Below are 25,888 nucleotides of genomic sequence, written 5' to 3' on the forward strand. Positions count from 1 at the left end.
CCCAGGTGAGGGGACGGTCTATCGGGTCTTGCGGTGCATGTGTGGTGTGGTCTGCCGTCACGACCGCGACGGCCGGCTGACTGCCGGGATCACTTGATGCCGGAGAACTGGATGGAGTCCACCAACCGACGAGCGGTGAAGGCGAACAGGATGAGGACGGGCAGGGCGGCCAGCAGGGTCGCGGCCATCAGCGCGGACCAGTCGGGAGAGGTCCCCGGCTGTTGCGTGGTGAAGACCCCGAGCGCCACGGTGAGGGGCTGGACCTCGGGATCACCGGCGACCACCAGGGGCCACAGGTACTCGTTCCACGACTGCACGTAGGTGAGGACGGCGAGCGTCGTGATCTGCGGCGCGGCCATCGGCAGGATGATCTCGAAGAACGTCCGGCCATGACCGGCACCGTCGAGCAGCGCGGCCTCCTCGATCGAGCGATTGATCCCGAGGAAGAACTGACGGAGGAAGAACACCGCAAACGGTGTCATCAGCAGGAACGGCGCCATCACACCCGGCAGCGTGTTGAGCAGGTTCAGGTCGCGGATCAGAATGACGTTGGGGATCAGGACGAAGATCGGTGGGACCATCAACCCCGCCAGGTAGAGGTTGAACAGCTTGTCCCGACCCGTGAACTTCAGCCGTGCGAACGCGTAGGCGGCCATGGCGCTGAAGGCAACCTGGAAGAAGGTGACGCAGGTCGCGATGATGATCGAGTTGCGCAGGGCGCGACCGAAGTCGAACGACCCGGTGCCACGGAACTCCGCGGCTTCCTCGGCGGACAGCAACCCCAGGACGCGCTGGAAGTTGATCAGCGACGCATCGGGTGGCAGGAAGCTCCCGTCGCCGGACAGCAGCACACCGTTGTTGGACAGGCCCGTCCGCAGGGCCCAGTAGAACGGGAAGATGCTGATCACGATGATGAAGATCAGGAACGTCCAGGCGGCCACTCGGCCGACTCGGGCAGCTGGCGCCGGGGAGTCGTCACCGGCCGCGCCCTCCAACTTGCCAGCCGCCTTCGGCGTGGTGTCGGTGCTCATGCGAGGTCACTCTCCCCTGCGCGCAGCAGGCGCATCTGGATCACGGTCACGACCAGCAGCAGGATCACCAGCACCACCGAGATGGCGGCGGCGTATCCCATGTCGTTGAAGTTGAAGGCGTTCTGGAAGATGTAGAGGTAGATGACCCGCGACGCGTTGGCCGGGCCACCGGGTTGACCGCTCAGGCCACCGGTCGCGACCTGGACCGTGTCGAAGACCTGGAAGGACCCGACGATGGTGAGGACCAGCACGAGGGCCAGCACCGGTCGGAGCAGCGGGATCGTGATGCTGCGGAACATCTGGGCTTCCGTCGACCCGTCCAGGGCGCCGGCCTCGTACAAGCCCTTCGGGATCGTCTGGAGACCGGCGAAGATGAGCAGTGCGGTGTAGCCCATGTGTCGCCAGGTGTTGATCCCGGCGATCGTCGGGATGACGTTGGTGGTGTCGGTGAAGAAGTTCACCGGGCCGATGCCGAAGAAGCCGAGGAAGTCGTTGACGACCCCGAGGTTCCCGTCGAGCATCCACAGCCACAGCAGGGCGACGATGACGTTGGGCATCAGGTAGGGGAGGAGCATGACGCCGCGGACGAAGATGGAGTTCGTCAGCCGGTCCATCATCACCGCGATCGTGACCGACAGGATGGTCTGGCTCACGATGTTGAGGAACACGTACCAGGCGGTGACCCGCATCGAGTTCCAGAACTGCGGGTCGTCGTTCAACAGCCGCTCGAAGTTGTCCAGGCCGATGAAGGAGCCCGAGTTCGCGATCAGGTTCCAGTCCGTGAACGCGATGTAGAGCCCACGCAGCCCGGGGATCAGGAAGAACGTCAGGAACCCGATCAGGCTGGGAAGCAGGAACCAGAACGCCACCCGCCACCCGGCATCGCCCTGCGTCGCCCTGAACAGGCTCTGCTTGGGTTTCTGGGGATTGGCCGCGATGGCGGCCTCCTCGCTGGCGGGTGGGGCAGTGCTACTCATGGGTGGCCTCCACGTCTGGCTCCTGGCGGGTCTCGTCATGGCTGGCGGTTGGGACGCTGTGGGCTCGGCGAGACGACTCGCGGACGATGAGGTCACAGCCGAGGACCGGAACCGTGGCGCTTGGTGGCTCCTCGGCGCCGCTCCCGGCCCGCCGCTCGATGAGTTCGAGAAGCCGAGCCACGGCGGTCTGACCCAGGCGCTCCCGGTCGATTCGCACCGTGCTGAGCATGGGGCTGACCAGGCTTGCCATGCGGATGTCATCGAACCCGACGATCGCCAGGTCGTCGGGGACCACCAGACCCGCGGCCTGGGCGGCCCGCATCGCGCCGATGGCCATGAGGTCGTTGTAGGCGAAGACGCCGGTCGGCCGTGGCGGACTGGATAGCAGTGCCGCCATGCCGGCCGCGCCGCCGTCCACGGTCGCTTCCTCGTAGACGATGCGGGTGCGGTCGCCCAGGCCGGCCAACCGCATCTCTTCGGCGTAGCCCCGGTCGCGGCCGCGGCTGCGCTCAGGCGACTGGACGTTGGAGATCATCGCGATGGCGCGATGTCCCTCCTCGAGGAGGTGGCGCACGGCCGCTCGAGCCCCACCCTCGAGGTCGTTGCGGATGGACGTGAGATTCTCCGCGGGGCCGTCCTGATCGTCGATCAGCACCATCGGCAAGCCCTCTCTGGCATGCTGCAGGACGTCACGCCGCTGTCCGTCAGCCGCGAACATGATCGTCCCGTCCACGCCTCGGGCCCGGAACGAGGCCAGGATCTGGCTCTCGGTCTCAGCTGCCTTCTGCGTCGACGCCAGGATCAGCGTGTGCCCGGACTTGCTGGCGGTCTGTTGCACGCTCTGCGCGAGGGCGGGGAAGAAGGGATCTGTCAAGTCGGTGACGATCAGACCGATCGTGTTGCTCCGGTTCGCTCGCAGGCCCCGGGCCAGCATGTTGGTCTGGTAGTTCATCCTCTCGACGGTCTCGAGCACCCGCTTGCGGGTTGCGTCCGACAGGCCCGGTTCGCCGTTGACGGCGCGGGACACGGTGCGCGCAGAGACGCCGACAGCTGCCGCCACGTCATGCAGCGTGGTGTTCCGTGGCATCTGGCGGCTCCTTCGCGTCTCGATCACCGGAGAGGCGGTTCTGTTACGTCAACGTTGACGTCAACGTTGACGTTGGTTGTAGACCGTTCAGCCTCGGCGTGTCAAGGCTTAATCAAGAATTCCCTGGGTTCCGGACGGCCTACCGCAACGCCATCTTCCCTGGGTTCAGGATGCCGTCGGGGTCCAGTGCGTCCTTGATGCGCTGCTGGATCTGAATCGATGCGCCGCCGACCTCGCGCTCGAGCCAGGAGTCCTTCAGAACCCCGACGCCATGCTCACCGGTGATGGTGCCGCCCAGATCGAGTGCCGCGTCCAGGATGTCGTCGAAGGCGGCCATCGCCCGTCCCTTCTCGTCGGCATCGTTCGCGCTCCAGCACAAGGTCGGGTGCATGTTGCCGTCGCCGGCGTGGCCGTAGCTGTAGATGTCGACGCCTCGCCGCCGGGCGACGGCCTCCGTGCGACTGATGAGCTCCGGCACCCGCGAACGGGTGACTCCCACGTCCTCCAGCAGTGCCACCCCGCGCTGCTCGATCGCCGGCAGGGCCATGCGTCGCGCCTGGAGCAGTGCCTCACCTTCGTCGGGCTCGTCCGTTCGGGCGACGTAACTTGCCCCGTGGGTCTCGCACGCCTTCTCGATCGCGGCGATGTGGTCGGCCCGGGCCGGGAAGTCCAGGTCGGTCTGGATCAGCAGCAGCGCCGCCGCATCGGTGTCGAGGTCCATGCGTTGCCAGGCCTCCACCGCTCCGATGGTGGCCTTGTCCATGATCTCGAGCAGGGAGGGAACGGCTCCCTGGCAGACTGCTCCAACCGCCCGTCCGGCGTCCGCGATGTCGTCGAAGAACGCGACGAGGGTCGACGCGGCCGGTGGTCTGGGGCAGATCCGGAGGGTGGCCTGCGTCACGACGCCGAGCGTCCCTTCGCTGCCGACGAGCAGGGAGGTGAGGTCGTAGCCCGCGACGCTCTTGATGGTCCGGGCGCCGGTGGAGATGAGGGTCCCGTCCGCCATCACGACCTCGAGGCTCGCGACCCAGTCACGGGTGACGCCGTACTTCACGCAGCACAGACCTCCGGCGTTGGTGGCGATGTTGCCGCCGATGGAGCAGAAGGCCATCGAGGCCGGGTCCGGCGGATACCAGAAGCCGTCCTCGGCCAGTTGGTGCTTGAGCGCCAGGTTCATGATCCCCGGCTCCACCACGCACAGGCGGTCGACCGGGTCGAGGTCGACCACCGACCGCATGTGCTCCAGCGACAGGATCAGGCCACCGTCGATGGCGTTCGCGCCGCCGTGCAGTCCGGCTCCGGCACCACGGGGCACCACCGGCACCGACCGTCGGGACGCGGTCCGCATCACGGTCTGGACCTCGCTGGTCGACCGGGCACGGATCACCGCGGCTGGCGTTCCGGCTGGAAGGTCTGGCGCTCGATCCATCCGATAGGACTCGAGGATGTCGGGGTCGGTCAGGACACGACCGCGCGGCAGGACCGCGGTCAGGTCATCGACGGCTGCCGCGGAGCCAGCGGGCACGGGGGGCGACACTCGGGTCATGGGTGCAGCGTAGAAGGGAACTGCGTGGGGTATGTCGTGGAGCATGCCAAGCCCCACCAGCCGTGAGCAGCAGTCCGACACATCGGACGACACGCCCGAGGTTGGAGAGCACCTCCAAGCCGAGGGAGAGGAGGAGATCGCGGAGAGCTTCGACCGCAGCGTCGAAGCCGGCGCCCAGCGCCTCAACCGGTCGTGGTCGAACCTGACCGCCACCGGCTTCATGGCTGGCATCGACGTCGGCTTCGGCGTCTTGGCCCTGCTCTTCGTCAAGCACGAGACCGGCTCAGAGGTCCTGGGTGGACTCGCCTTCACCATCGGGTTCCTGGCGCTGGCCCTCGGTCGCTCGGAGTTGTTCACCGAGAACTTCCTGGTCCCGGTCACGACGGTGATCACCAAGAACGCGACCGTCGGGCAGCTTGGCCGTCTCTGGGGCACGACCTACGTCACCAACCTCGCCGGGGGCTGGCTGGTGGCGCTCCTGCTGGTGGCCGCCTATCCGGATCTCAGCTCGACCGCGCTCGAGACGTCGGAGGAGATCATCGGTCGTGGGCTGTCGATGGAGTCCTTCGTGCTGGCCGTGCTGGCCGGGGGTGCGATCACGCTGATGACCTGGATGGAGCGCAATGCCGTCAGCGAGTTCGGGCGGCTCCTCGCGGTGGTCGCATTCGGCTTCCTGCTCGGCGCGGCGCAGCTCAACCACGTCGTGGTCATCTCGATCAAGATCTTCGCTGCGTTGCTCATCGGGGGCACGGAGTACGGCTACGCGGACTGGCTGCAGCTGTCATCCCTGGCCGCGTTCGGCAACATGGTCGGGGGTCTCGTGCTCGTCACCGTCCTCCGACTGGTGCAGGTCGGACCTTCCCACATACGTCGGCGGCAGCGCACCCCCATGCGCCCGACTAGTCGGCGGGACTGATCCGGCGGCCGGCGGACTGACCGCGGCGGACGGTCGGGGTACCGTCGCGCGTCATGGCAGCGAACAATCCCGTGGACGTCCTGCGACGCCGAGGCTTCGTGCAGGACGTGACCGACGAGGAAGGCCTGCGGGCCGCCTTCGACGCCGGGTCGGTCACCTTCTACTACGGGATGGACCCGACTGCTCCGTCGTTGCACCTCGGCAATCTCATCGGGCTGATGGCCATGGCCTGGCTGCAGCGGATGGGGCACCGTCCGATCGCGCTGGCGGGCGGGGGGACCGGACGCATCGGCGACCCGTCGGGGCGTGACGACGAGCGGCAGCTGCTCGACGAGGAGGCTCTGGAGCACAACCTGGCCGGAATCAGGCGGCAGGCATCCCAGTTCATCGACCTCGAGCAGGGAGGTCTGCTGGTCGACAACCACGACTGGTTGGGCCAGCTCTCCTTGATGGACTTCCTCCGCGACGTCGGCAAACACGCCAGCGTCAACCAGATGGTTGCCCGCGAGTCGGTCAAGCGGCGGCTGGAGGAGCGCGACCAGGGCATCTCCTTCACCGAGTTCACCTACCAGTTGCTCCAGGCCTACGACTTCGCCCACCTGCACGAGGCCGAGGGGTGCACGCTGCAGTTGGGCGGGTCGGACCAGTGGGGCAACATCGTGGCCGGGACGGAGATGGTGCGGCGATTGCACGGTGCCCAGGCGTTCGGACTCACCTGGCCCCTGCTGACCACGGCGAGCGGGGCGAAGTTCGGGAAGTCGGCTGGCAACGCGGTGTGGCTCGACGCGGCGCTGACCTCGCCGTACGCCTACTACCAGTACTGGATCAACGCCGCGGACGAGGACGTCGAGCGGTACCTGTTGCTCTTCACCTTCCTCTCACCCTCCGAGATCGACGACGTGCTCGCCGCCCACGCCGAGGCGCCCCACCAGCGCGCCGCTCAACGACTCCTGGCGTCCGAGGCCACACGGATCGTGCACGGCGACGACGGGGTGGAGGAGGCCATTCGGGCGACTGACGTGCTCTTCGGCAACGAACCCTTCACGGGCCTCAGCGATGGCGTGCTGCGCGAGGCGTTCGAGGGTGCGGACTCCTTCGAACTACCCGCGGATGCCCGGACCAGTGGGGCCGTCTCGGTGCTCGAGGTCCTGACCACCTCCGGTGCGGCCGCGTCGGGAAGTGAGGCGCGTCGGCTGGTCGAGCAGGGCGGGGTCCGGATGAACAACGTCCGGGTCACCGACGCGCTCCGAGCGCTCTCCGAGGAAGACTTCGCCACAGAGCACACGTTGGTCCTTCGCGTCGGCAAGAAGCGGTACTTCGTCGGCCGAGTCAGCTAGGCAGTGGCGGAGGGCCATCGGTAGGCACCTCTGAGCTGCCTTCAGACCGGATAACGGCCTGTAGTCTTTTGCCGGATCGGGTAGCGGAGGGTAAAGATCACACTGTGTTAGGCCGTTAACACAGAGTATGAACACCCGCTTGGTACTCGCACTGGTCCTCTCCGTCCTCATGATCCTCCCGGCAACGGGCGTCTCGGCCCAGACCGAGTTCGAGGAGGAGGCCGAGCAAGCCTTCATCGACGCGACGAACGAGACCCGCGCTGAGCAGGGCCTGGCCCCGCTGGCCAACAACCTGCTGCTCCGCGAGGTTGCTCGTGGCTGGACGGAGGAGCTGGTGGCCTCCGGTCAACTCGCCCACAACCCCAGCTACAGCCAGCAGTACGAGGGTGAGTGGCGTCGGATGGGGGAGAACGTCGGCTACACCAGCTCCGCCCAGGACCTGTTGGGTGCCGTCGAGCGGCTGCACCAGGCCTTCGTGGACTCCCCCGGTCACTTCGCAAACATCACCGGCGAGTACAACCAGATGGCCGTCGGCGTCGCCTTCGATGACGACGGTGCGCTGTGGGTGACCCTGAACTTCCTCGATGGCCCGACCCCGTCGGAGACCCCGGAGGAGCCGGTCGAGGAGGAGCCCGTCGAGGAGCCCACCCCCGAGCCGACTCCCGAGCCGGAGCCCGAGCCCGACTTCGAGACCCAGCGGCCCCAGGAAGACGACGTCGAGCGGACCCACTTCATCCGCGGTTAGGGGCCTCGTCCCCGCCGATGATCCAACGGCCCGGCAGGACCGGAGCCAGACCAAGCCAGCAGCCCGCGTGCCCCACCCGCACGCGGGCTGTTGTCATGATCACCGGTGTCATGACTGCCGGTGAAATGACCGGAGGTCAGGTCTGGCAGGACGGGTGTTCAGCCTGTCGCAGCTTGCGCTTGAGGAGCTTGCCCGTGGCGTTGCGCGGCAGCTCGTCGAGGTGGATGAAGCGCTTCGGGACCTTGTACCGGGACAAGCGATCTCGCAGCCACGGGGCCAAGGTGTCGGTGTCGAGGTCGCCGGCGACGTAGGCCCAGAGCACCTGGCCGTACTCCTCGTCGTCAACGCCGATGACCGCGCTCTCGATGACGTCGGGATGGGTGTCGAGCATCCCCTCCACCTCACTGGGGTAGATGTTCTCCCCACCAGAGATGACCATCTCGTCCCGACGGCCGGTCACGTAGAGGTACCCGTCGTCGTCCAGGTAGCCGAGGTCGCCGATCTGCCACGCGCCCCGATGGCCATCGGACCCGGTGTAGCCGCTGAACTCCATGCCGGTCTGCACCTCCAGCGCGCCGATCTCCCCGGGCGGCAGCGGCGTGCCGTTGCTGTCAGCCACGCGGACCCTGATGCCGAAGCCCGGCTTGCCGACCGTTCCGCGACGGGTGGCGAAGTCCTCCGGCGTGGAGATCGACACCCAGCCCGCCTCGGTGGACCCGTACAGGTCGTAGGTGATCTCGCCCCAGCGGGCCTGCGCCGCATCCCGGAGCCCCTCGGAGAAAGCCGACCCGCTGGTCAGCAGCAGTCGCAGGCCACTCGATGGGGCGGGCGGATCGTGCTGCAGGACGCGCCTGACCATGACGGGGACGAGTGCCGCTGCGGTGATCTCGTGGCGACGGACGTCGGCCTCGAATGACGCCGGATCGAAGCTCCGGCTGAGCACGATCGTCGTGCCGATCAGGCAGGCCGCGCCGACGGCCCCGCTGGCGAAGGCGTGGAACAGCGGCGGTGCCACCAGCAGCTTGTCCGCTCGACGGAGGGGGATCTTGGACACGAACCCGAGCAGCGCACCGAGCTGTGACGAGCCGACGGTCCGCTCCGCTCCCTTCGGCGCGCCGGTGGTCCCGGAGGTGTGGATGACGACCTTGCCCGTGCCGCGGCTGAAGGGCGCGTTGGAGGAGGCGGCCGCGAGGACCGTCTCGTACGTGCCGCGCTCCCCGACGGTGATGATCGCGGGCGGCTCGTCCAGGTCCGCCACGGCCGTGCGGGCGAGCTCGGCGAACTCGAGGTCGACGATCAGGACGGCAGGACGCTGCATGTGCAGGATGCGGGCGATCTCGGATGCGGTGGCCCAGGTGTTGAGCGGGACGGGAGCCAGACCGGAGCGACCTCCCGCGGCGTAGGCCTCGATCGCGGCGCGGCCGTTGCGCAGCATGAAGGCGGCGCAGCCACCGGCAGCGCCGTGATCCAGCAGGACGTTGGAGAGCCGGGTGACCCGCAGGTCGAGCTCGCGCCAGGTCAGCAATCCGTCATCGTCGACGACGGCGACCTCGGCGGGCTGGGTGACGGCCTGGAAGGCGATGGCGAAGCCCAGGTTCGGTCGGACGAGGGGAAACTCGAGGGCGAGACCGATCAGGGACGGCGTCGGGAGGAGGGGCCGGATGACGCCAGCGCGGACCAACGCCGTCACGCCGGCGCCGAGGTCGCGAGGGGACAGGGTGGGCAGTCCGAACACGTGGGTCAGCTTCGCAGGTGGGGCTGGATTGGTGAAATCGGGCTGTTCTGGCGGTCCACCAGCGGTGCGGGTCGGCCGGCGGCAGGCGTCCGGTCGGGCGTTGTTCGGATCTGGTTCGGACAGTGGCTGCGTCGACGCATGCGTGAGTTGACCCCGTCTGAGCGGGCAACGTCACGCATGCGTGCTCGCATCGCGAGGTGCACACAGGCGACGGGCTCACGCCGCCTGTTGCTGCCGATGGACACGGGCGATCTCATCGACGACGGCTCGCAGGTTCTCGTCCACTTCGTAGACGGAGAACCGGATGACCGTCCAGCCCAGAGAGCGCAACCGTCGGTCCCGGACCCGATCGGCCGCCGCGACCTCCGGAAGCCAGTGGTGTGGTCCGTCGATCTCGACGATCAATCGGCTGTCGTCGACGCAGAGGTCCACCTGCGCCACGGGCTTGCCGGCTGGCCCCACGATGGGCTGGTTGAGGCGCACGGGGATTCCGGCAGCTCTGCACGCGATGGCGACGCGGCGTTCGGTGCCGGAGTAGGCAAGATCCTCGTCCAACTCGTCGAGAAGCCGCCGGAGCTTGCCTGATGCCGGGAACACCGACCTGATCTCGACCACGCGTCGTAAGCCGTCCAAAGTGATCCATCGTTCGCCGATGCCCCTGGCTGTCAGTTGAGCGAACGACTTTCCGGACGACGTCTTGGCTGCGTCGCTGATCGCCCAACTCGCGGACACCAGAGGCATGATTCCTTCCCGTCTCAGGCCGCAATGCTCGAACCGGGTCGATGACCGTAGGCGAACGCCCTTCGGTTTCACCGGGTTGCGTGGGTGGGGGACCAGGAGGTCCACCGGGCCGCTCGGTTCCGTGGTCCGCCCAGAAAGCCAGAGGGCGTCGCGATCGGTCACGGCCACGGGCGCGCCCACGAAGAGCAGGGCGGCCAGAACCGCATGTCGCCGGTCATCGGCGACACCCCGAAGGCGGTAGACCCCCCGATGCGCTACACGAAGATCGCCCCAGGCCAGACGTTGATCGATCTGGTGGTCGGTCAGCCCGCTGTCGCGGAGCATCAGCCGCGTCGTCATACCTTCGATGTGTTGCATGTGGGAAGCGTCGGGCCGCGCTGGCGAGCTGTCGAACGGGGGCTGTGGATAACCTCAGCTGACCGAGGTCCACCCCCGTGCCCCAGATCACCGGAGCCAGCCGGGTCCACATCCGGGCCAGAGGCCCGCGTCGGTGCGGTTGCGCCGACGCATGCGTGACTTGACCCCGCCTGAACGGGCAAAGTCACGCATGCGTGCCCACATCGGCTCACCCGGGCCGCCTCGAGGCTGATCGGCTAGAGGCGACGGAGGGCGGCGGCCGGGATGTCGTAGTTGGTCCGCACCCAGTCGACGGCATTGCTCCGGAAGCCCGCGCACTCCCGCTGCACCACCAGCTTCCAAGCCTCGTGGGCCACGGCATCCAAGGCCACGGCGATCTGCGATTCCGTCGCCACCCCCACCTCCACCAGCAGCCGATGGGTGTCGATCGCCTCGTCCAGACGTCGGCCGGCCCGCCCTAGGGCGTTGGCTCGTTCCTCCGCCAGTGCCCCCTCGACGACCCGGTGGAACGCATCCGACCCGGCAGCCCTGGTCCGCTTCACCACGCACCGGTTCCGACGACGATGATGTGGGGTGAGATGCCGGCTCGCCCGAAGAGGGCACCGAGGTCGTCCGGGTCCGACGTCACAACCACGTCCGCATGGTGACGCACCACCGTCTCGGCGACAACCGCGTCCGCCGCTGAGACCGTCAGGTCACCTCGAAGGCCGGCAGCTCGCCGAGCATCGTCCAGGGACAGCGACGTCTCCACCCTCACGCGGCGCAGGGTGGCCTCCACGTCGCCGGAGTGCCGGCCGCTCCGCAGCGCCTCCACCACCACGACCGACGGCACGATCACGCGGCCGGCCCCGCGCCGCCTGATCAACTCCATCAACGTCACCACCGGTCGTGGCGGGATGGGTCGTGCCCACGCCAACAGGCCGGCCCCGTCCAGGACCGTGGTGATGGTCACGAGCCCGACTCGAGCTCGCGCCCGACCGTTGCCGACTCGATCTGGCGCTCGAGCGCAGCAACCTCAGCCTGGGTCGGGGTCGCCTGGGGATCGCGGTCGCTGATCTGGTTCACACGCATCCCGATCACCACCGCCTGCAGCACGTCCTCGAGGGCTCGGGAAGCCGCAACCGACACCGAGTCGATCATGCCCTCATCGGCCAGCAGGCGGAACGCCTCGGCCAGCGGCGCCGGAAGGGTCACCGACACGGGCTTGGTCGCGGCGCCGGACCGAGTTCGCTCGAGCGCCTCCACCAAGCGGGAGAACAGGGCGTCATCAGCAGTCACCTCATGTATCGTATGGCATATACGATAAGGATGTGGGTAGGGCTAGTATCCGGGCCCGTCACCCGAACCGGCCACCCCCGCCACCCGCAAGACGAGGAGCCCCCGTGAGCAGCAATTCATTCGACGCCCGACGCACCCTGACCGTCGGCGACCGTGCGTACGAGATCTACGGACTGGATGCCACCGGAGCCGACCTCCCCTCGCTGCCGTACTCCATCCGCGTCCTGCTGGAGAACCTGCTGCGCAACGAGGACGGCGAGAACATCACCGCCGACGACATCCGCGCCGTCGCGGCCTACGACCCCAGCAAGGAGCCCGACGAGGAGATCCTGTTCACGCCGGCTCGTGTGCTGCTGCAGGACTTCACGGGTGTGCCGGCCATCGTGGACCTCGCCGTCATGCGTGATGCGGTCGCCGACCTCGGCGGCAACCCCGACGTCATCAACCCACGGGTGCCCGTCGACCTCGTCATCGATCACTCCATCCAGGTGGACACCTTCGCCGTCCCCGACGCCTTCCAGCGCAACGCCGAGATCGAGTTCGAGCGCAACTACGAGCGCTACCAGTTCCTCCGCTGGGGACAGACGGCGTTCGACAACTTCCGGGTCGTCCCCCCGAACACCGGCATCGTGCACCAGGTCAACCTGGAGTACCTCGGGCAGGTCGTGTTCGCCAACTCCGAGACCGGCGAGGCCTACCCCGACTCCCTGGTCGGCACCGACAGCCACACGCCGATGATCAACGGACTCGGCGTCGTGGGCTGGGGCGTTGGCGGGATCGAGGCCGAGGCGGCCATGCTCGGTCAGCCCATCTCCATGCTGATCCCCCAGGTCGTCGGCTTCGAGTTGACCGGCGAGCTCGTCGAGGGTGCGACCGCCACGGATATGGTCCTGACGGTCACCGAGATGCTCCGCGAGAAGGGGGTCGTCGGCAAGTTCGTCGAGTTCTTCGGCGAGGGCGTCGGCAGCCTGCCGATCCCGGATCGGGCGACGCTCGGGAACATGAGCCCGGAGTTCGGCTCCACCATCTCGATCTTCCCCGTCGACCAGCGGACCTTGGACTACATGGCCTTCACCGGTCGCAGCGATGAGCAGATCGCGCTGACGGAGGCCTACGCCAAGGAGCAGGGTCTGTGGCACGACCCCTCCAACCGCCCGAACTACACCGACACGCTCACCCTTGACCTGGCGACCGTCGTCCCGTCGCTCGCGGGTCCGATTCGCCCCGAAGACCGAGTCGCGCTGACTGACGCCAAGCGCGGCATGCGCGAGGTCATCACTCGTTGGACCGGTGACGTCAAGAGCCGCGCCAACGAGGCGGGCCTCGAGAGCTTCCCCGCCTCCGACCCCCCAACTCCCGGTGGTCAGCAGAACCGCCGCCCGCCGGAGCACGTCTCGACCTCCGACGGCATGCCCGACCGGTTGAGCAAGCCCACGCCGGTCGACATGGACAACGGCGAGTCGTTCATCCTCGACCACGGCGACGTGGTGATCGCGGCCATCACGTCCTGCACCAACACCTCCAACCCATCGGTGATGATCGGCGCCGGCCTGCTGGCCAAGAACGCCGTCGACAAGGGCCTGACTCGCAAGCCATGGGTGAAGACCTCCCTGGCCCCCGGCTCCAAGGTCGTCACCGACTACTACGAACGTGCGGGACTCATGCCCTACCTCGAGAAGCTGGGCTTCTCACTCGTGGGGTACGGCTGCACGACCTGCATCGGCAACTCCGGTCCGCTGCCTCCGGCCATCAGCAAGGCCATCAACGACGAGGGCCTGGCAGCCGTCAGCGTCCTGTCCGGCAACCGGAACTTCGAAGGCCGCATCGGTCCGGACGTCAAGCTGAACTACCTCATGTCGCCGCCGCTGGTGGTCGCCTACGCGATCGCCGGGACCATGGACATCGACCTGTACAACGAGCCCCTCGGGACCGACGCCGACGGCAATGACGTGATGATGGCCGACATCTGGCCGACCAACGCCCAGATCGCCGACGTGGTCGACGACTCCGTCAGGCGTGAACAGTTCGTCGACCGCTACGCCGACGTCTTCACCGGCGACGAGCGCTGGCAGAACGTCCCCGTCAGTGGCGGCTCGCGGTTCGAGTGGTCCGACGAGTCGACCTACATCCAGAAGCCCACGTTCTTCGACGGGATGGGTGCCGAGCCGGGGCAGCTGAGCGACATCACCGGCGCCAAGGTGCTGGTCAAGCTGGGTGATGCCGTCACCACCGACCACATCTCGCCCGCGGGAGCGATCAAGGCCGACTCGCCGGCCGGTCACTACCTGCAGGACAAGGGTGTTGAGCCTCGTGACTTCAACTCCTTCGGCTCGCGTCGCGGGAACCACGAGGTCATGATGCGCGGGACGTTCGGCAACATCCGTCTTCGCAACCAGCTCGCCCCGGGCACCGAGGGCGGCTTCACCACCAAGGACGGAGAGGTCACCTCGATCTACGAGGCGGCGATGGAGTACGTGGAGGAGGGCACGCCGCTGGTGGTGCTGGCGGGCACGGCGTACGGGAACGGCTCCAGTCGTGACTGGGCCGCAAAGGGCACGATCCTGCTCGGCGTCAAGGCGGTCATCGCCAAGTCCTACGAGCGCATCCACCGCTCGAATCTGATCGGCATGGGTGTCCTGCCCTTGCAGTTCAAGGACGGCGACACCCAGGACTCGTTGGGTCTGACCGGCGAGGAGGAGTTCTCCATCACCGGAATTGCCGGCGGCGAGGACGGCAAGGTGCCGAGGGAGGTCACCGTCACGGCCGGGGACAAGGAGTTCATGGTCGACGTGCGGCTGGACACCCCCAACGAACAGGCCTACTACCGGCACGGCGGCATCCTGCACTACGTGCTGCGGGACCTCTCCTCCACGTAGGCCGTGCCCCTCCACCACTCATGACGAAGTACGCCGTTCCGCTTGTCCTCCTGATCGCTGCCGCCGGTCTGGCCTACCTCCGACTCGACGGCGTCACCTTCAACATCACCCCGCTGTACGTCGGCGTCACGGCGCTCGTCGCCGTCGCAGTCGGTCCCAAGCCGCGACCCTGGACGTCCGGGATCGTCATCACGGCATGGGGGATCGCCGTGCTGCTGGTCCGGGAGGGGCCGCTGCCATCTCGCGAGGCCCCCGTCTTCATGATCGCCGTGGGCCTCGGGCTCCTACTCGCGGCTGTGCTCGAGCCGGCCAACAGGCAGGCCGCCGTCGTGCGCGGCGGGGCTCTGGCGATCGCCAGTGGGGGCGCCCTGTTCTACCTGGCCTTCGACGTCTCCTGGCTTCGCAGCTGGTGGACCTTCGCAGGCGGCTTGGCCGTCGCCGCGGTGGTCGAGGCCGGACGGGCCGCCGCCACTCGTCGTTGAGCTGAAACGGCCCCGGCCACGACCGGTCGGCGGGTTACCGAACGCGTCACGCCAGCAGTATCATCGGGGCCTATGAGCGTGATCGTGTTCGACGTCAATGAGACCCTCCTGGACCTGTCAGGGCTCGAGTCCAAGTTCGACGCCGCCTTCGACGAGCAGGGCGATGAGATGCGGCGTCTGTGGTTCGCCCGGCTCCTGCACACCTCGAGCGTCATGACCCAACTGGGCCTGTGGGACGACTTCGGCGTCATCGGCAAGCAGGTGCTGGTCGACCTGGCCGACCGGATGTACTTCGACGACTTCTCTCCCGCGCAAGCTGAGGACATCGTCGGCACCATGCGCGAGTTGCCGGCCCACGACGACGTGGTCGGCGGGCTGCGAATCCTGAAGGACACGGGCTCCACGCTGGTTGCGCTCACCAACTCCGGTCAGTCCACCGCCGAGGCCCAGATCAAGTCGGCCGGGATCGACAGCTACTTCGAGCAGATCATCAGTGTGGAGGCCGTCCGCAAGTTCAAGCCCGACATCGCGGTGTACAACCACTGCGCCGCAGAGTTGGGGGCGGAGCCGTCCGACGTCACGCTCGTCGCGGCCCACGACTGGGACTGCGCCGGTGCCATGGCCGCCGGCTGGAAGGCCGCCTTCGTCCGTCGCGAGGGCCAGGGCTACAACCCCGCGCTGCCGGCCCCCACCTACCGGGAGGACGACATGATCTCCCTGGCGCGCACGCTGATCGACAAGGGCTGCACCGGCTGACCCGCGCCCCTGGTTCGGGCGGAACCCCGGCGGGAGCCCCGGCGTCGAACCAGACATGACCACTCGATACGCCGCAGCGCTGCTCTTGGCCCTCGCATTGGTGCTCTCAGCGTGCACATCCGCCGAGCCGGACGACGACGAGCTGGGTGCCAGCCAGTCGGACGCAATCCAGTCAGGCCCGCCGGGTGAAGAGCAGGTGCCGGCTGATGATCCGGCGGACGACCGTGAGGCCCGCCGGCTGCTGCGGCCGTTCGACTCCTGCGCATCCCTGTTGGACTACTACGTCGACAACGCCGTCGACCTGGTGGGTCCCTACGGCTTCGGGCACGGCGGTGGGTTCGAGGTCCTGGAGGAGGGGATGGCAGCGGACTCCGCCGAGTCCGCGGCGGCCGACGGCGTCGCCCAAGGCGCCTCGACCGGGGCGCCGGACTTCTCCGGCACCAACAACCAGGAAGCCGGCGTGGACGAGGCTGACGTCGTCAAGACCGACGGCGAGGTCATCGTCACCGCGCTGAGCGGGCGCGTTCAGATCGTCGATGCGGCGGGCGCGACCGACTCGGGCACGGACACGCCGATCAGCGAGATCTCGCTGCCCGCCAACATCTGGAACATCGAACTGCTGCTGTCGGGCGACGTCCTGGTGGTCCTGACCTCCGACGGGGCCGAGGGCATGATCGGGCCGGCCGCGGACGGCCGCCTGCCGGCCTTCCCAGCCGCGCGGACCAGCGTTCTTCGGTATGACCTCTCGGACCCATCGAGCCCCGAGCCGCTGGGCGGCGTCCGGTTCGAGGGCAGCTATCGCGCAGCTCGGCTGATCGACGACACCGTGCGGATGGTCATGGTCAGTGATCCCACGGGGCTCACCTTCACCCAGCCAGATGACGGCGGCCTGTCCGCCGAGGACGAGGCTCGGGTCGCCAACGAGGCGATCGTCGCGGCATCCGACATCGACGACTGGGTGCCGCACCTGCAGCAGATCGGGCCCGACGGCGAACTCGGTGAGGTCTCGCGATTGGGCGACTGCACCGCCATCCAGGCCCCGTCGGCGTTCGCGGGCCTCTCCACGGTGTCGGTCGTGACGTTCGACGCCAGCGCCGACGGCGCCGTGACGCCGACCTCCTCGGCCGGCGTCGTTGCGGCCGGGGACACCGTCTACGCCTCCACCGACCGGCTGCTCCTGGCAACTTCACCCTGGGGTCGGTGGGCCGTCCCGTTCATCGAAGACCCCTCGACCCCCGACGAGGGCATCACGACCGCTGTGCACAGCTTCGACATCTCCGATCCGCGGGCCACGGCCTACGTGGCTTCGGGCGAGGTTGACGGGTCGATCATCGGTCAGTTCGCACTCTCGGAGACGGGCGGAGTCATCCGGGTCGCCACCACCGAGAACCCACAGTGGTTCGGTGCCTCCGACGAGGTGTCATCCTCCTCACTCATCGTCCTCGCCGAGGACGAGGGCGACCTGGTCGAGATCGGCCGGGTCGGCGACCTCGGTCTGACGGAGCAGATCCAATCCGTCCGCTACCTCGGTCCTGACCTCGCGGCGATCGTCACCTTCCGGCAGACCGACCCGCTCTACCTGATCGACACCAGCGACCCGACCGCCCCGGCCGTCCTCGGCGAGCTGAAGATCCCCGGCTTCTCCACCTACCTCCACCCCGTCGGCGACGGCTACCTGATCGGCGTGGGACAGGATGCTGACGAGGAAACGGGGCGAACACTCGGCCTTCAGGTGAGCCTCTTCGACATCCGAGACCTGGCCTCTCCGCAGCGTGTCGCCCAGGTCACGTTCGAGGGGGAGGGATTCTCGCCGGCCGAGTACGACCACCGCGCCTTCACCTACTGGCCCGAGACGGAACAGGCCATCCTGCCCGTCGAGCTGTACCCGGACGAGGAGACCATCATCGCGGCCGAGGAGGAGGCGGAGGCGTCCGGCGAGCCCTTCGAGTACCGGCCGCTCTTCCAAGGCGCGGTGGTCCTCGACGTGGGGGAGGGGACCTTGACCGAAGCGGGCCGGGTTGCCTCCTCCGCTGGCCCCGACGGGTGGGGGCAGGGCGTCCTCCGCACCATCGTCATCGGCGATGTTCTGTGGACGCTCGGCTTCGACGAGCTGCAGCGCTTCGACTTGAGCACGCTGGACCCGCTGGGATCAGTCCGGCTCTGATCGGCGCCGCCGCTCCTACCGGTCCGGCCTCCCCGTACCGGCCCAGGCCCTCGCTAGCCTGTGGAGCCGATGGCGGGCCGAGCAGGACAGACCGGGGTCGAGCGAGTCCTCGCCGGGGTCGGGGCCGCAGGGTCTGCGGTTGGTCGATGGCTGCAACCGGACTTCGGTTCCCCGTCGGTGTCGTTGTCCACCGTCGCGTGGCTGGATTCCTTCCAACCGTCGCTGATGCCACGGACCTCCGTCCTGCAGGGAGTCGTCGGGGGGCTGGCCGTCCTGATGTCCCGATCGGTGTCGTCCAATACCGAGCGGGCCCTCGAACCCCTGCTCGGGCACCGAACGGACCTGTCCCGTCGTCTTGGCGTGCGTGCGGCCGTTGCGGTTGCCGGTCACGCCTTGACCTTGCTGCCCCAGGCCGACGACGAACGACTGTGGTGGTCGGGCCTGCGCGAGGGCGGGAGCATGCTGCGCAGCGTCGCCGTCGGCGGCGCGATCCACGACCTTGCCGGGGAGGCCTGGAGACGGCAGCGCTCGCCGAACGCGGTCGCCGTCACCGCCACGGCTGCCGGAGTGATCTCGGGTGTGGCGCTGTGGGCCAACCGCCGCCTGGAGAACCGCACCGCCGCGGTCGAGCCGTGGCCGATCGAGCAGCGCAACCGGTTGCCACAGAGCGCGTTGGTCTCCGGTGCCGTGGTCTTGGGCGGCCGCGTCATCGGCGAGGCCGTCGGAGTCTCCCGACGAGCCTTGCGGGCCTGGCTGGGCGCCGGGCCGGTGAAGGCTGCGCTGGCCGATGCCATCAACCTGTCCGCCTGGGGTGGGTCCGCGGCGCTGGCGTACCAGACGGGTGTCAGCCGGATCGCTGTGGCCAACAGCGCGATCGAACCCGGGTACGACACGCCCCCGGACACCCCACGGGTGTCGGGCAGCCGGTCCAGCCGGTCACTGTTCACCCTGCTCGGCCGGCAGGGGCGTCGGTTCGTGGTCGATGTTCTGACCGAAGACACCATCACCCAGACGATGGGCGAGCCAACGCGCGGCCAACCGGTTCGGATCTACGTGGGTGTGGACTCCCGCCCGCTGTACCCGACCGGCCGGGCAGAGCTGGCGCTCGAGGAGTTGGAGCGGGCCGGCGCATACGAGCGATCCCACCTCCTCCTGGTGTCCCCCACGGGTACGGGGTGGGTCGACCAGACCCTGATCGAGTCGGCCGAGTTGCTGGCACGGGGTGACATCGCAACGTGTGCGATCCAGTACGGCGCATTCCCGTCGTTCCTGGCGATGCAGAAGGTGCCGTTGGGTCGAAGCCAGTTCCGCATCCTGCTGCTCGGCGTTCGCGAACGGCTGCGAGCGATGCCTCCCGAGCAGCGTCCCCGCGTCTGGGTGTTCGGGGAGAGCATGGGCGCCTGGACCTCCTCGGACGTCGTGATGCACCAGGGCATCGCCGGGTTCGACCACTACGGCGTCGATGCGGCGCTGTGGGTCGGATTGCCCTGGCTGGCGAAGTGGTCGCGATCGGGCATGACGCGCGGCAGCTCGGATCTGGTGCCACCCGGCACCGTTGAGGTCTTCGACCGGATCGAGCAGGTCGAGGCGCTGAGTGGGGCCGCTCAGGACCGACTGCGGGCGCTGATCCTCTCCCACGACAACGACCCGATCGCCGTCCTCGGACCGGACCTGCTCGTTCAACAGCCGGCGTGGCTGCGCAGCGGTGAGCGGGGTCGTGGCGTTCCGCCGACGATGCACTGGACGCCGATCGTCACGTTCCTGCAGACCGCCGGCGATGCCTTGAACTCGCTGGTGCAGGTGCCCGGCCGGTTCACGTCGTACGGGCACGACTACCGCGCAGACATGGCCCGGTTCGTCCAGGCGGCCTACGACTTCCCTGCGGTGACGGAGGAACAGATGCAGGCGGTGGAGGCGAAGCTGGTCGAGTTGGACCTCGACCGTGCACGACGTCTGGGAAAGGTGCCCGGGCCGCCCGAACCGGACGTTGTCACGAACCCGTAGTACCGCTGGCTCGTCGAGCCACCTACGCTGACCTCGATGTCCTCAGACTGGAACTCACGCGACGACGAACCTGGCGAGTGGAATGCGCCCAGCTCCTGGGATGACGCTCCGCCACCACCACTTGGTGGACCGGCCGACCCGCCCGAGCCACCCGATGGGAGGTCGGCGGCAGAGCCACCGCCAGCTCAGCCAGGGCCGGGTCAGCCAGGGCCGGGTCAGCCAGGGCCGGGTCAGCCGGGTGGAGGGCAGCCGGGTGGGTGGCCGAGTCAGGGCGGGCAGCCGGGTGGGTGGCCGAGTCAGGGCGGGCAGCAGCCGCCGACGCAGTACGGACAGCATCCCTACCCCCAGGGTCCCGGACCGGGCCCGCACGGCCAGCAGCCGCCAGGGCAGTACGGGCAACCGGGGCAGTACGGGCAGCCGGGGCAGTACGGGCAGCCGGGGCAGTACGGGCAGCCGGGGCCGTCTGGGCAGCCGGGGCAGTACGGACAGCAGCCGCACGGTGGCTGGCAGCCACAGCAGGGGGCTGCGCCACCGCCGCCTCCGTATGGCGCCGGGCCACCACACACCTGGGGCAACGAGCAGCCGAAGAAGCGACGGCGGCCTCTCGTCATCGGCCTGGTCGGGCTACTGGCCGTGGTCCTGGCGGGCGGTGGGTTCGCGGCAGCGCAGTTCTTCGCCGGCTCTCCCGACACCCTGGCGGAGCGAGTGCCAGGGAACGCGGTCACCTACCTCCACGTCAACATCGACCCGGCCGGCAGTCAGAAGCTCGGCCTGCTGTCCCTCGTGGACCGGATCAACGACGCCGCCGATGAGGACCTGATCTCCTTCGAGATGTTCGAGTCCCAGATGGGCGCCGAGACCGACATCTCCTTCGAGGAGGACATCCGACCGTGGCTCGGCACGCAGGCGGCCGCCTTCGTCTCCTCCTTCCCATTGCCGCAAAGCTTCGAGACGCCCGACCTCGCGCTGCTTGTCGACGTCACCGACGCCGAGGCAGCGAGCGCGTTCGTCGAGTCGCAAGGGACCTTCGAGGCATGGGATGCCGGAGACGGACGCCAGGGCTGGATCCTCGAGGAGGGGGAGCCGAACGCCGTCGCGGTCATCGACGATGGCGTGCTGTTCGGTGGCACGGAGGCGGCGGTTCGCGCGGCACTCGGCGCCGACGGCACCCTCGCCGACAACGAGGCCTACTCGGCCAGCATCGACCAGCTTCCGGACCGCGTCCTGACTGGTTGGGTCAATGCCGAAGCGTTCGTGGGCGCACTGGGCAGTGAGGCCGAGCCGTTCGCCGAGCAGCTGTCGGACGTCGGCCAGACCGCCTTCTCCCTGTCCTTCACCGACGGGGCGGTCGAGTTCACCTCCGTCCAGAACGGCCAGGCTGGCCAGCAGGTGGACGCCTCGGCGATGGCGCCGCTGGGGTCACTGCCCGCGGGCGGGCTGCTCTACGGCCGCACCCCGGCCGTCGGTCAGTCGATCCAGGCGCTCGTCGATGGCATCGACGCGCAGGAGCAGGCTCTCGCCGAGGAGTTCGGCGACTCGGACTTCCCGCTGCCGAGCGAGGAGATCGACCAGGGCCTGATGGAGATCGGGACCTCGCTGGCGGAGCTCACCGGGCTGATCGGCGACCTGACGTTCGCGGTCGGCTACGACGCGTCCCAGCCGACCGACAACGTCCGCGGGCTGTTGCAGGTGGCCGTGACCGACGAGGCTCGCGCTGCCGAACTGCTCGACACGATCGCCGAGGACATCCCGTCGGACTCCGGCATCACCGTTGCACCTGGCTCCATCGCAGCCGGGCAGGCCAGCGTGTCCGTCGAGGGCGGCCAGCTGGCCATCCGGGCCGGCACCTTCGGGGAGGGAACCCTGGCCGACGACGAGCGGTACCAGACCGCCATCGCCGACGCGCAGGGTGAGCCGCTGTTCTACATCGACATGCGCGGGGTTGCGGAGCAGATCGGCCTGTTCGCGGGCGCCGAAGGCACCATCCAGCAGGAGGAGCTGCAGGCCCTCAATGTCTTCGGTGCCTTCGACAGCGTCATCGTGACCGCTGAGGTGCAGGACGGGCTGTCCCGAGGCTCCTTCCGGATGCTGTTCCAGTCGGAGTACACCGATGTGCCGCTCGGCGATGAGGCGAACCCGCCCGACCTGGACCTTGGCGAACTCGGCAACCTCGCGGAGATCGGCACCAGCGGATTCGACGACGCACCGGCATCCGGCTTCGACGACATCGACGGCTTTGGGGACGACCCGTTCCTGGACGATCTGTACCTGGCGTGTGAGAGCGGCGATGGGCTGGCCTGCGACGACCTGTGGTTCTCGAGCCCGATCGGGAGTCAGTACGAGTCATTCGCCGATACCTGCGGATTCGCCCAGCCAGAAGGTTCCGCTGGGAGCTGCGAGGAGCTCCTCGGTCAGTGAAGCGCGACGAGCTGCCATCGACAGGTGATGAGCGGACGCAGCTGACCGGCATGCTCGACCTCCAGCGGGCGATCGTGGTGTCGAAGGCCACGGGCCTCACCAGGGCTCAGCTGGGACACAGGCATCCGCCGTCGACACTGACGCTGGCTGGGCTGCTCAAGCACCTGGCCATGGTCGAGGAGTGGTGGTTCCGGGTCATGTTCCTGGGCGAGGAACACCAGCCCCGGTGGCAGGGCATCGACTGGGAGTCCGACCCCGACTGGGAGTTCCGAACCGCCGTCGATCATGAGCCGGCCGAACTGCTCGCCTGGTACCGGTCGGCGTGCGAGGACAGCAACTCGGTCATCGCGGCCGCGTCGTCGCTCGACCAGCTGTCGGTGCGCGACCGCAAGACCGGGCCCGTCGACCTGCGCTGGGTGATCCTGCACCTGATCGAGGAGACGGCACGCCACGCCGGCCACGCCGACCTCCTGCGGGAGGCCGTCGACGGTCAGACCGGCTACTGAGGACGCCGCCACTACAGTGAACCGGTATGGACGAGGAGGTCCTCTACCGGGAGTTCCACTGGCTTCGGCCCACGGTCTGGAGCCTGGCGGCGTTCAGCGCCATCTTCCTCGTCATCGGCGTGTCGACGGAGTGGGCGGCCCGTGGATGGGTGGCGCTGGTCGGGATCGTGCTGTTCATGATGGCGAACCTGCTGGCCGGCATCCACCGCATGCACCGCATCACCTGCACGACGTCGACGCTCTCGGTGGGCCGCGAGGAGTTCACCCGGTCAGACTTCGACTTCGTGTTCGGTGCCCAGCCGGTCTTGGTGATGACCTCCGAGGAGCAGGAGCGGGTCGAGAATCAGACGCCCCTGCCCGAGGATCATCCGATGCGGATAGCGGGTGGCTCCTGGGGTCGCTACCTCGGGGCGAGCACCGTGGTGCTCCGTGAAGCGGGCACAACCCGTCTGGTCGCGATCTTCACCCGGCATCCGACGGAGCTGGACTCGGTCCTGACCCGGTGGCTGGAACAGGTACCCGAACCGGGGGACGAACCAGATGTGCCGTGATGGCCACGGCCTTGCTGGTCACGCTGTTCGCACGCCAGGCGGTCGCGGAGGTGGACGGGGCCGAAGGGCTCAGGTCGCCCGCGGGACCTGCCGATATGCGTGGCATGCTGCCGCTGCTGTCCTTCGCCGTGCCTCGGTTGGATCGCCGACGATCATCGACGCCGGTGCAACCTGACCGCCGCCAGTCGCGGCCGGCGAAGTCGGTGACCGCCTCGCAGACCCAATCCCAGATCCTGCTGCTCAGCGCGCGCGGCCTGGGGTACGCGGGGTTGCTCGTGCTGACGCCCTTTGCGGTCAACAACCTCTTGGCGGGACGGCTGGTTTTGGGGCTCGGCTCGAGCTTCATCGTGGCTCACTTGGCATTCAACGCGTGGACCATCACGAGGCACCGTCGGTACCACCACCGAGCCGTGTTGTTCATACTGGTTCCAGCGCTTCTCTTCTTCCTGTGGCGATCGGTCGAGGTTCAGGGGGTCATCGGACTGCTGTGGTGCTTCCCGACCGCTGTCGCGCTGTTCTTCATGCTGCCGCGGCGTCAGGCGTTGCTGGCCGACACCACCCTGCTGGTCATCATCCTGCCTACGGCGGCAGCGGCGGTTGAGCCGGAGATCGCTTTGCGATTCGGGGCCACCCTGTCGCTGGTGGTGCTGTTCACGGCGATGTTCGTCAAACTCCTGTCCAGGCAGGAGGAAGAGCTCCGCGTCCAGGCAGTCACCGACCCCTTGACCGGGTTGTTCAATCGGTCGCTTCTGCATGGGACGCTGGCCGAAGCGATCGGCCGCAACCGTCGTGCCACCGACCACATGACGTTGTTGTCCCTGGACATCGATCACTTCAAGCGCATCAATGACAGCGCCGGACATGACGTCGGCGATGAGGTCATCCGCGATGTGGCCAGCGTGCTGGGCAGCGGCATCCGGAGCACCGACGCGGCCTTCCGCGTCGGCGGCGAAGAGTTCGTGGTGCTCCTGTCCGACACGTGCCCTGACGGCGGGATGGTCGTAGCAGAGCGACTTCGCGAAACGATCGAACAGGGCAGTCGTCGCCTGCCGTTCGCCGTGACCATCAGCCTGGGTGTGGCCGGTCTTCAGCCCGATGACACTCCGGACACATGGTTGAAGCGAGCTGATGAGTCGCTGTACGCGTCGAAGCTGGCGGGTCGCAATCAGGTGTCCCTAGCCGCCAACTGAGCCTGCCGTTCCGGTGGGCCGACCCGAGCCCCAACTCTTCGCGAATGCAGCAGGCGGTACATTCAGCCCGATCGCCTACTTCACCTCAGCAACGAGCCGTGTCGGTCGATCAGACCCTCCAACGATCTCCAAAGGAGTCCTCATCATGTCCACGCAATCACCCGTGGCGCGGCGTCTGGCCATCGCAGTCGCCGGCGCGCTTCTCCTCGTTCTCGGCTTCGGTGCCCTGGCACCCCAGCAGGCCGATGCGATCGACGGGCCAGTCCCCGTCGTGTTCATCGCCCGCGCCGACGTCTTCGCCGACGCGCTGGCTGGTGGCCCGCTGGCGTCCCTCAATGGGTCTCCGCTGCTGCTGACCAGCTCCGCCACGCTCTCGCCTGAGACGGCCACCGAGCTGGAACGCCTTGATCCCGACCGGATCGTCATCCTGGGTGGCGAGGCGGCCATCACAGCAGAGGTCGCCACGGCGCTGGAGAGCTTCGCTGACTCCGTGGAGCGGATCGGCGGCACGACCCGGACCGAGACGGCTGCGCTGATCGCTGCGGCCCTGCCCGGCACGGTTGATGCCGACTCGGTTGGTGGCATCACCCCCGACCAGATCATCACAGAGGACGAGGCGGCAGTCTTCCTGACCGCCGACGACGTTGCAGGATTCCTCACGGCGGATGACCTCGACGGCCTTGACGCCGACACCATCGACGGACTGGACTCCAGCGCCTTCGTCCCTGCGGAGGTCTCGATCCCGTTCTTCGAGCAGCTCGACTCCGGCACCGGGACGATCCTGGCCGAGCACGGGCCCCTGACACTGGCGCTGTTCTGCCAGGACGAGGGCGCCGCGATTCGCGCCGAGCTCGGTGTCTCGACCAGCGTCGACGGTGCCTTCGGGGACGAGAACTCCAGCGGGTTCGATGTCGCCGACGGGTTCGTGGATCTGGCCGACAGCGAGGAGGCGACCCCCCCGAGTACCGCGTTCGACAACGACATCGACGAGGGTGTCGCAATGGTCCAGGACGGCGATCAGCTCTACAAGCTCTCGGTGGACGGTGAGTCCACCGCGTACGCCGTCAACCTGTTCGAGGCTGACTGCACCGTGGCGGGGATCATCAACCTGCAGCAGACGACGGTCGGGACGGCCGAGGACACCATCCCGGCAGTCCCCGTGAACTAGCCAGGGCAGATTCCGTCATCGAC

General features: G+C 68.1%; 22 protein-coding genes. 13 read left to right on the forward strand and 9 right to left on the reverse strand.

The features are described 5' to 3' along the window. Positions 1-89: 89 nt before the first annotated feature. The 4 genes from C1746_RS12325 to C1746_RS12340 all read right to left on the reverse strand — a co-directional run bounded on the left by C1746_RS12325 (position 90) and on the right by C1746_RS12340 (position 4,641). Positions 90-1,031 carry a carbohydrate ABC transporter permease gene (locus tag C1746_RS12325; protein ID WP_205711833.1) on the reverse strand — a complete coding sequence of 314 codons (942 nt, stop codon included), beginning with the start codon at positions 1,029-1,031 and terminating at the stop codon, positions 90-92. Further along, entirely contained in the window at positions 1,028-2,008 is a 981-nt protein-coding gene (locus C1746_RS12330) for a carbohydrate ABC transporter permease (protein ID WP_116714860.1), read from the reverse strand. Before C1746_RS12330 ends, C1746_RS12325 begins: the two co-directional genes overlap by 4 nt. After that, positions 2,001-3,095, reverse strand: a complete 1,095-nt coding sequence (locus C1746_RS12335) for a LacI family DNA-binding transcriptional regulator (protein WP_116714861.1) — start codon at positions 3,093-3,095, stop codon at positions 2,001-2,003. The genes C1746_RS12330 and C1746_RS12335 overlap by 8 nt, the downstream gene beginning before the upstream one ends. A 139-nt stretch (positions 3,096-3,234) precedes the next feature. Continuing rightward, complete coding sequence (locus C1746_RS12340) at positions 3,235-4,641, reverse strand: FAD-binding oxidoreductase (RefSeq protein WP_116714862.1); 1,407 nt, start codon at positions 4,639-4,641, stop codon at positions 3,235-3,237. 43 nt (positions 4,642-4,684) lie between these two features. On the opposite strand from C1746_RS12340, the gene C1746_RS12345 reads away from it, so the two are divergent. The 3 genes from C1746_RS12345 to C1746_RS12355 all read left to right on the forward strand — a co-directional run bounded on the left by C1746_RS12345 (position 4,685) and on the right by C1746_RS12355 (position 7,639). Continuing rightward, positions 4,685-5,557 (forward strand): formate/nitrite transporter family protein, encoded by an 873-nt coding sequence (locus tag C1746_RS12345; RefSeq protein WP_116715698.1) that lies wholly within the window; start codon positions 4,685-4,687, stop codon positions 5,555-5,557. A 53-nt stretch (positions 5,558-5,610) separates the two neighbouring features. Continuing rightward, entirely contained in the window at positions 5,611-6,894 is a 1,284-nt protein-coding gene (gene tyrS, locus C1746_RS12350) for a tyrosine--tRNA ligase (protein ID WP_116714863.1), read from the forward strand. A gap of 127 nt (positions 6,895-7,021) precedes the next feature. After that, positions 7,022-7,639 carry a CAP domain-containing protein gene (locus C1746_RS12355; RefSeq protein ID WP_116714864.1) on the forward strand — a complete coding sequence of 206 codons (618 nt, stop codon included), beginning with the start codon at positions 7,022-7,024 and terminating at the stop codon, positions 7,637-7,639. A 136-nt stretch (positions 7,640-7,775) separates the two neighbouring features. Here C1746_RS12355 and C1746_RS12360 read toward each other — a convergent pair whose 3' ends face one another. The 5 genes from C1746_RS12360 to C1746_RS12380 form a co-directional block, all read right to left on the reverse strand. Next, entirely contained in the window at positions 7,776-9,374 is a 1,599-nt protein-coding gene (locus C1746_RS12360; RefSeq protein WP_116714865.1) for an AMP-binding protein, read from the reverse strand. A 216-nt stretch (positions 9,375-9,590) separates the two neighbouring features. Next, on the reverse strand, positions 9,591-10,115 hold the full coding sequence (locus C1746_RS22055) for an endonuclease domain-containing protein (RefSeq protein WP_162867681.1): 525 nt from the start codon (positions 10,113-10,115) through the stop codon (positions 9,591-9,593). Between the two features lie 593 nt (positions 10,116-10,708). After that, positions 10,709-11,017 (reverse strand): hypothetical protein, encoded by a 309-nt coding sequence (locus tag C1746_RS12370; RefSeq protein ID WP_116714867.1) that lies wholly within the window; start codon positions 11,015-11,017, stop codon positions 10,709-10,711. Continuing rightward, positions 11,011-11,424: a PIN domain-containing protein gene (locus C1746_RS12375; RefSeq protein ID WP_116714868.1), complete on the reverse strand. Its 414-nt coding sequence runs from the start codon at positions 11,422-11,424 to the stop codon at positions 11,011-11,013. Before C1746_RS12375 ends, C1746_RS12370 begins: the two co-directional genes overlap by 7 nt. Continuing rightward, on the reverse strand, positions 11,421-11,750 hold the full coding sequence (locus tag C1746_RS12380) for a hypothetical protein (protein ID WP_116714869.1): 330 nt from the start codon (positions 11,748-11,750) through the stop codon (positions 11,421-11,423). Before C1746_RS12380 ends, C1746_RS12375 begins: the two co-directional genes overlap by 4 nt. Before the next feature lie 104 nt (positions 11,751-11,854). Between C1746_RS12380 and acnA the strand changes: the two genes are divergently transcribed. The 10 genes from acnA to C1746_RS12430 all read left to right on the forward strand — a co-directional run bounded on the left by acnA (position 11,855) and on the right by C1746_RS12430 (position 25,865). Continuing rightward, entirely contained in the window at positions 11,855-14,626 is a 2,772-nt protein-coding gene (gene acnA / locus C1746_RS12385) for an aconitate hydratase (protein ID WP_116714870.1), read from the forward strand. Between the two features lie 20 nt (positions 14,627-14,646). Next, positions 14,647-15,108: a hypothetical protein gene (locus tag C1746_RS12390; RefSeq protein ID WP_116714871.1), complete on the forward strand. Its 462-nt coding sequence runs from the start codon at positions 14,647-14,649 to the stop codon at positions 15,106-15,108. 72 nt (positions 15,109-15,180) lie between these two features. Next, complete coding sequence (locus C1746_RS12395) at positions 15,181-15,864, forward strand: haloacid dehalogenase type II (RefSeq protein WP_116714872.1); 684 nt, start codon at positions 15,181-15,183, stop codon at positions 15,862-15,864. A 55-nt stretch (positions 15,865-15,919) separates the two neighbouring features. Then, entirely contained in the window at positions 15,920-18,028 is a 2,109-nt protein-coding gene (locus C1746_RS12400) for a beta-propeller domain-containing protein (RefSeq protein WP_116714873.1), read from the forward strand. A gap of 69 nt (positions 18,029-18,097) precedes the next feature. Further along, positions 18,098-20,032, forward strand: a complete 1,935-nt coding sequence (locus C1746_RS12405) for an alpha/beta-hydrolase family protein (protein WP_116714874.1) — start codon at positions 18,098-18,100, stop codon at positions 20,030-20,032. A 36-nt stretch (positions 20,033-20,068) separates the two neighbouring features. Continuing rightward, the gene (locus C1746_RS12410; protein WP_116714875.1) at positions 20,069-22,450 is read left to right on the forward strand and encodes a DUF3352 domain-containing protein; all 2,382 of its coding nucleotides are present in this window, start codon (positions 20,069-20,071) and stop codon (positions 22,448-22,450) included. Next, positions 22,447-22,956 (forward strand): DinB family protein, encoded by a 510-nt coding sequence (locus C1746_RS12415; protein WP_116714876.1) that lies wholly within the window; start codon positions 22,447-22,449, stop codon positions 22,954-22,956. The genes C1746_RS12410 and C1746_RS12415 overlap by 4 nt, the downstream gene beginning before the upstream one ends. 26 nt (positions 22,957-22,982) lie before the next feature. After that, positions 22,983-23,507 (forward strand): hypothetical protein, encoded by a 525-nt coding sequence (locus C1746_RS12420; protein WP_116714877.1) that lies wholly within the window; start codon positions 22,983-22,985, stop codon positions 23,505-23,507. Beyond that, entirely contained in the window at positions 23,507-24,697 is a 1,191-nt protein-coding gene (locus C1746_RS12425) for a GGDEF domain-containing protein (protein WP_116714878.1), read from the forward strand. The genes C1746_RS12420 and C1746_RS12425 overlap by 1 nt, the downstream gene beginning before the upstream one ends. Before the next feature lie 145 nt (positions 24,698-24,842). Then, positions 24,843-25,865 carry a cell wall-binding repeat-containing protein gene (locus tag C1746_RS12430; RefSeq protein WP_116714879.1) on the forward strand — a complete coding sequence of 341 codons (1,023 nt, stop codon included), beginning with the start codon at positions 24,843-24,845 and terminating at the stop codon, positions 25,863-25,865. Positions 25,866-25,888 lie beyond the last annotated feature (23 nt).

The organism is Euzebya tangerina (assembly GCF_003074135.1).
GTDB lineage: Bacteria > Actinomycetota > Nitriliruptoria > Euzebyales > Euzebyaceae > Euzebya > Euzebya tangerina.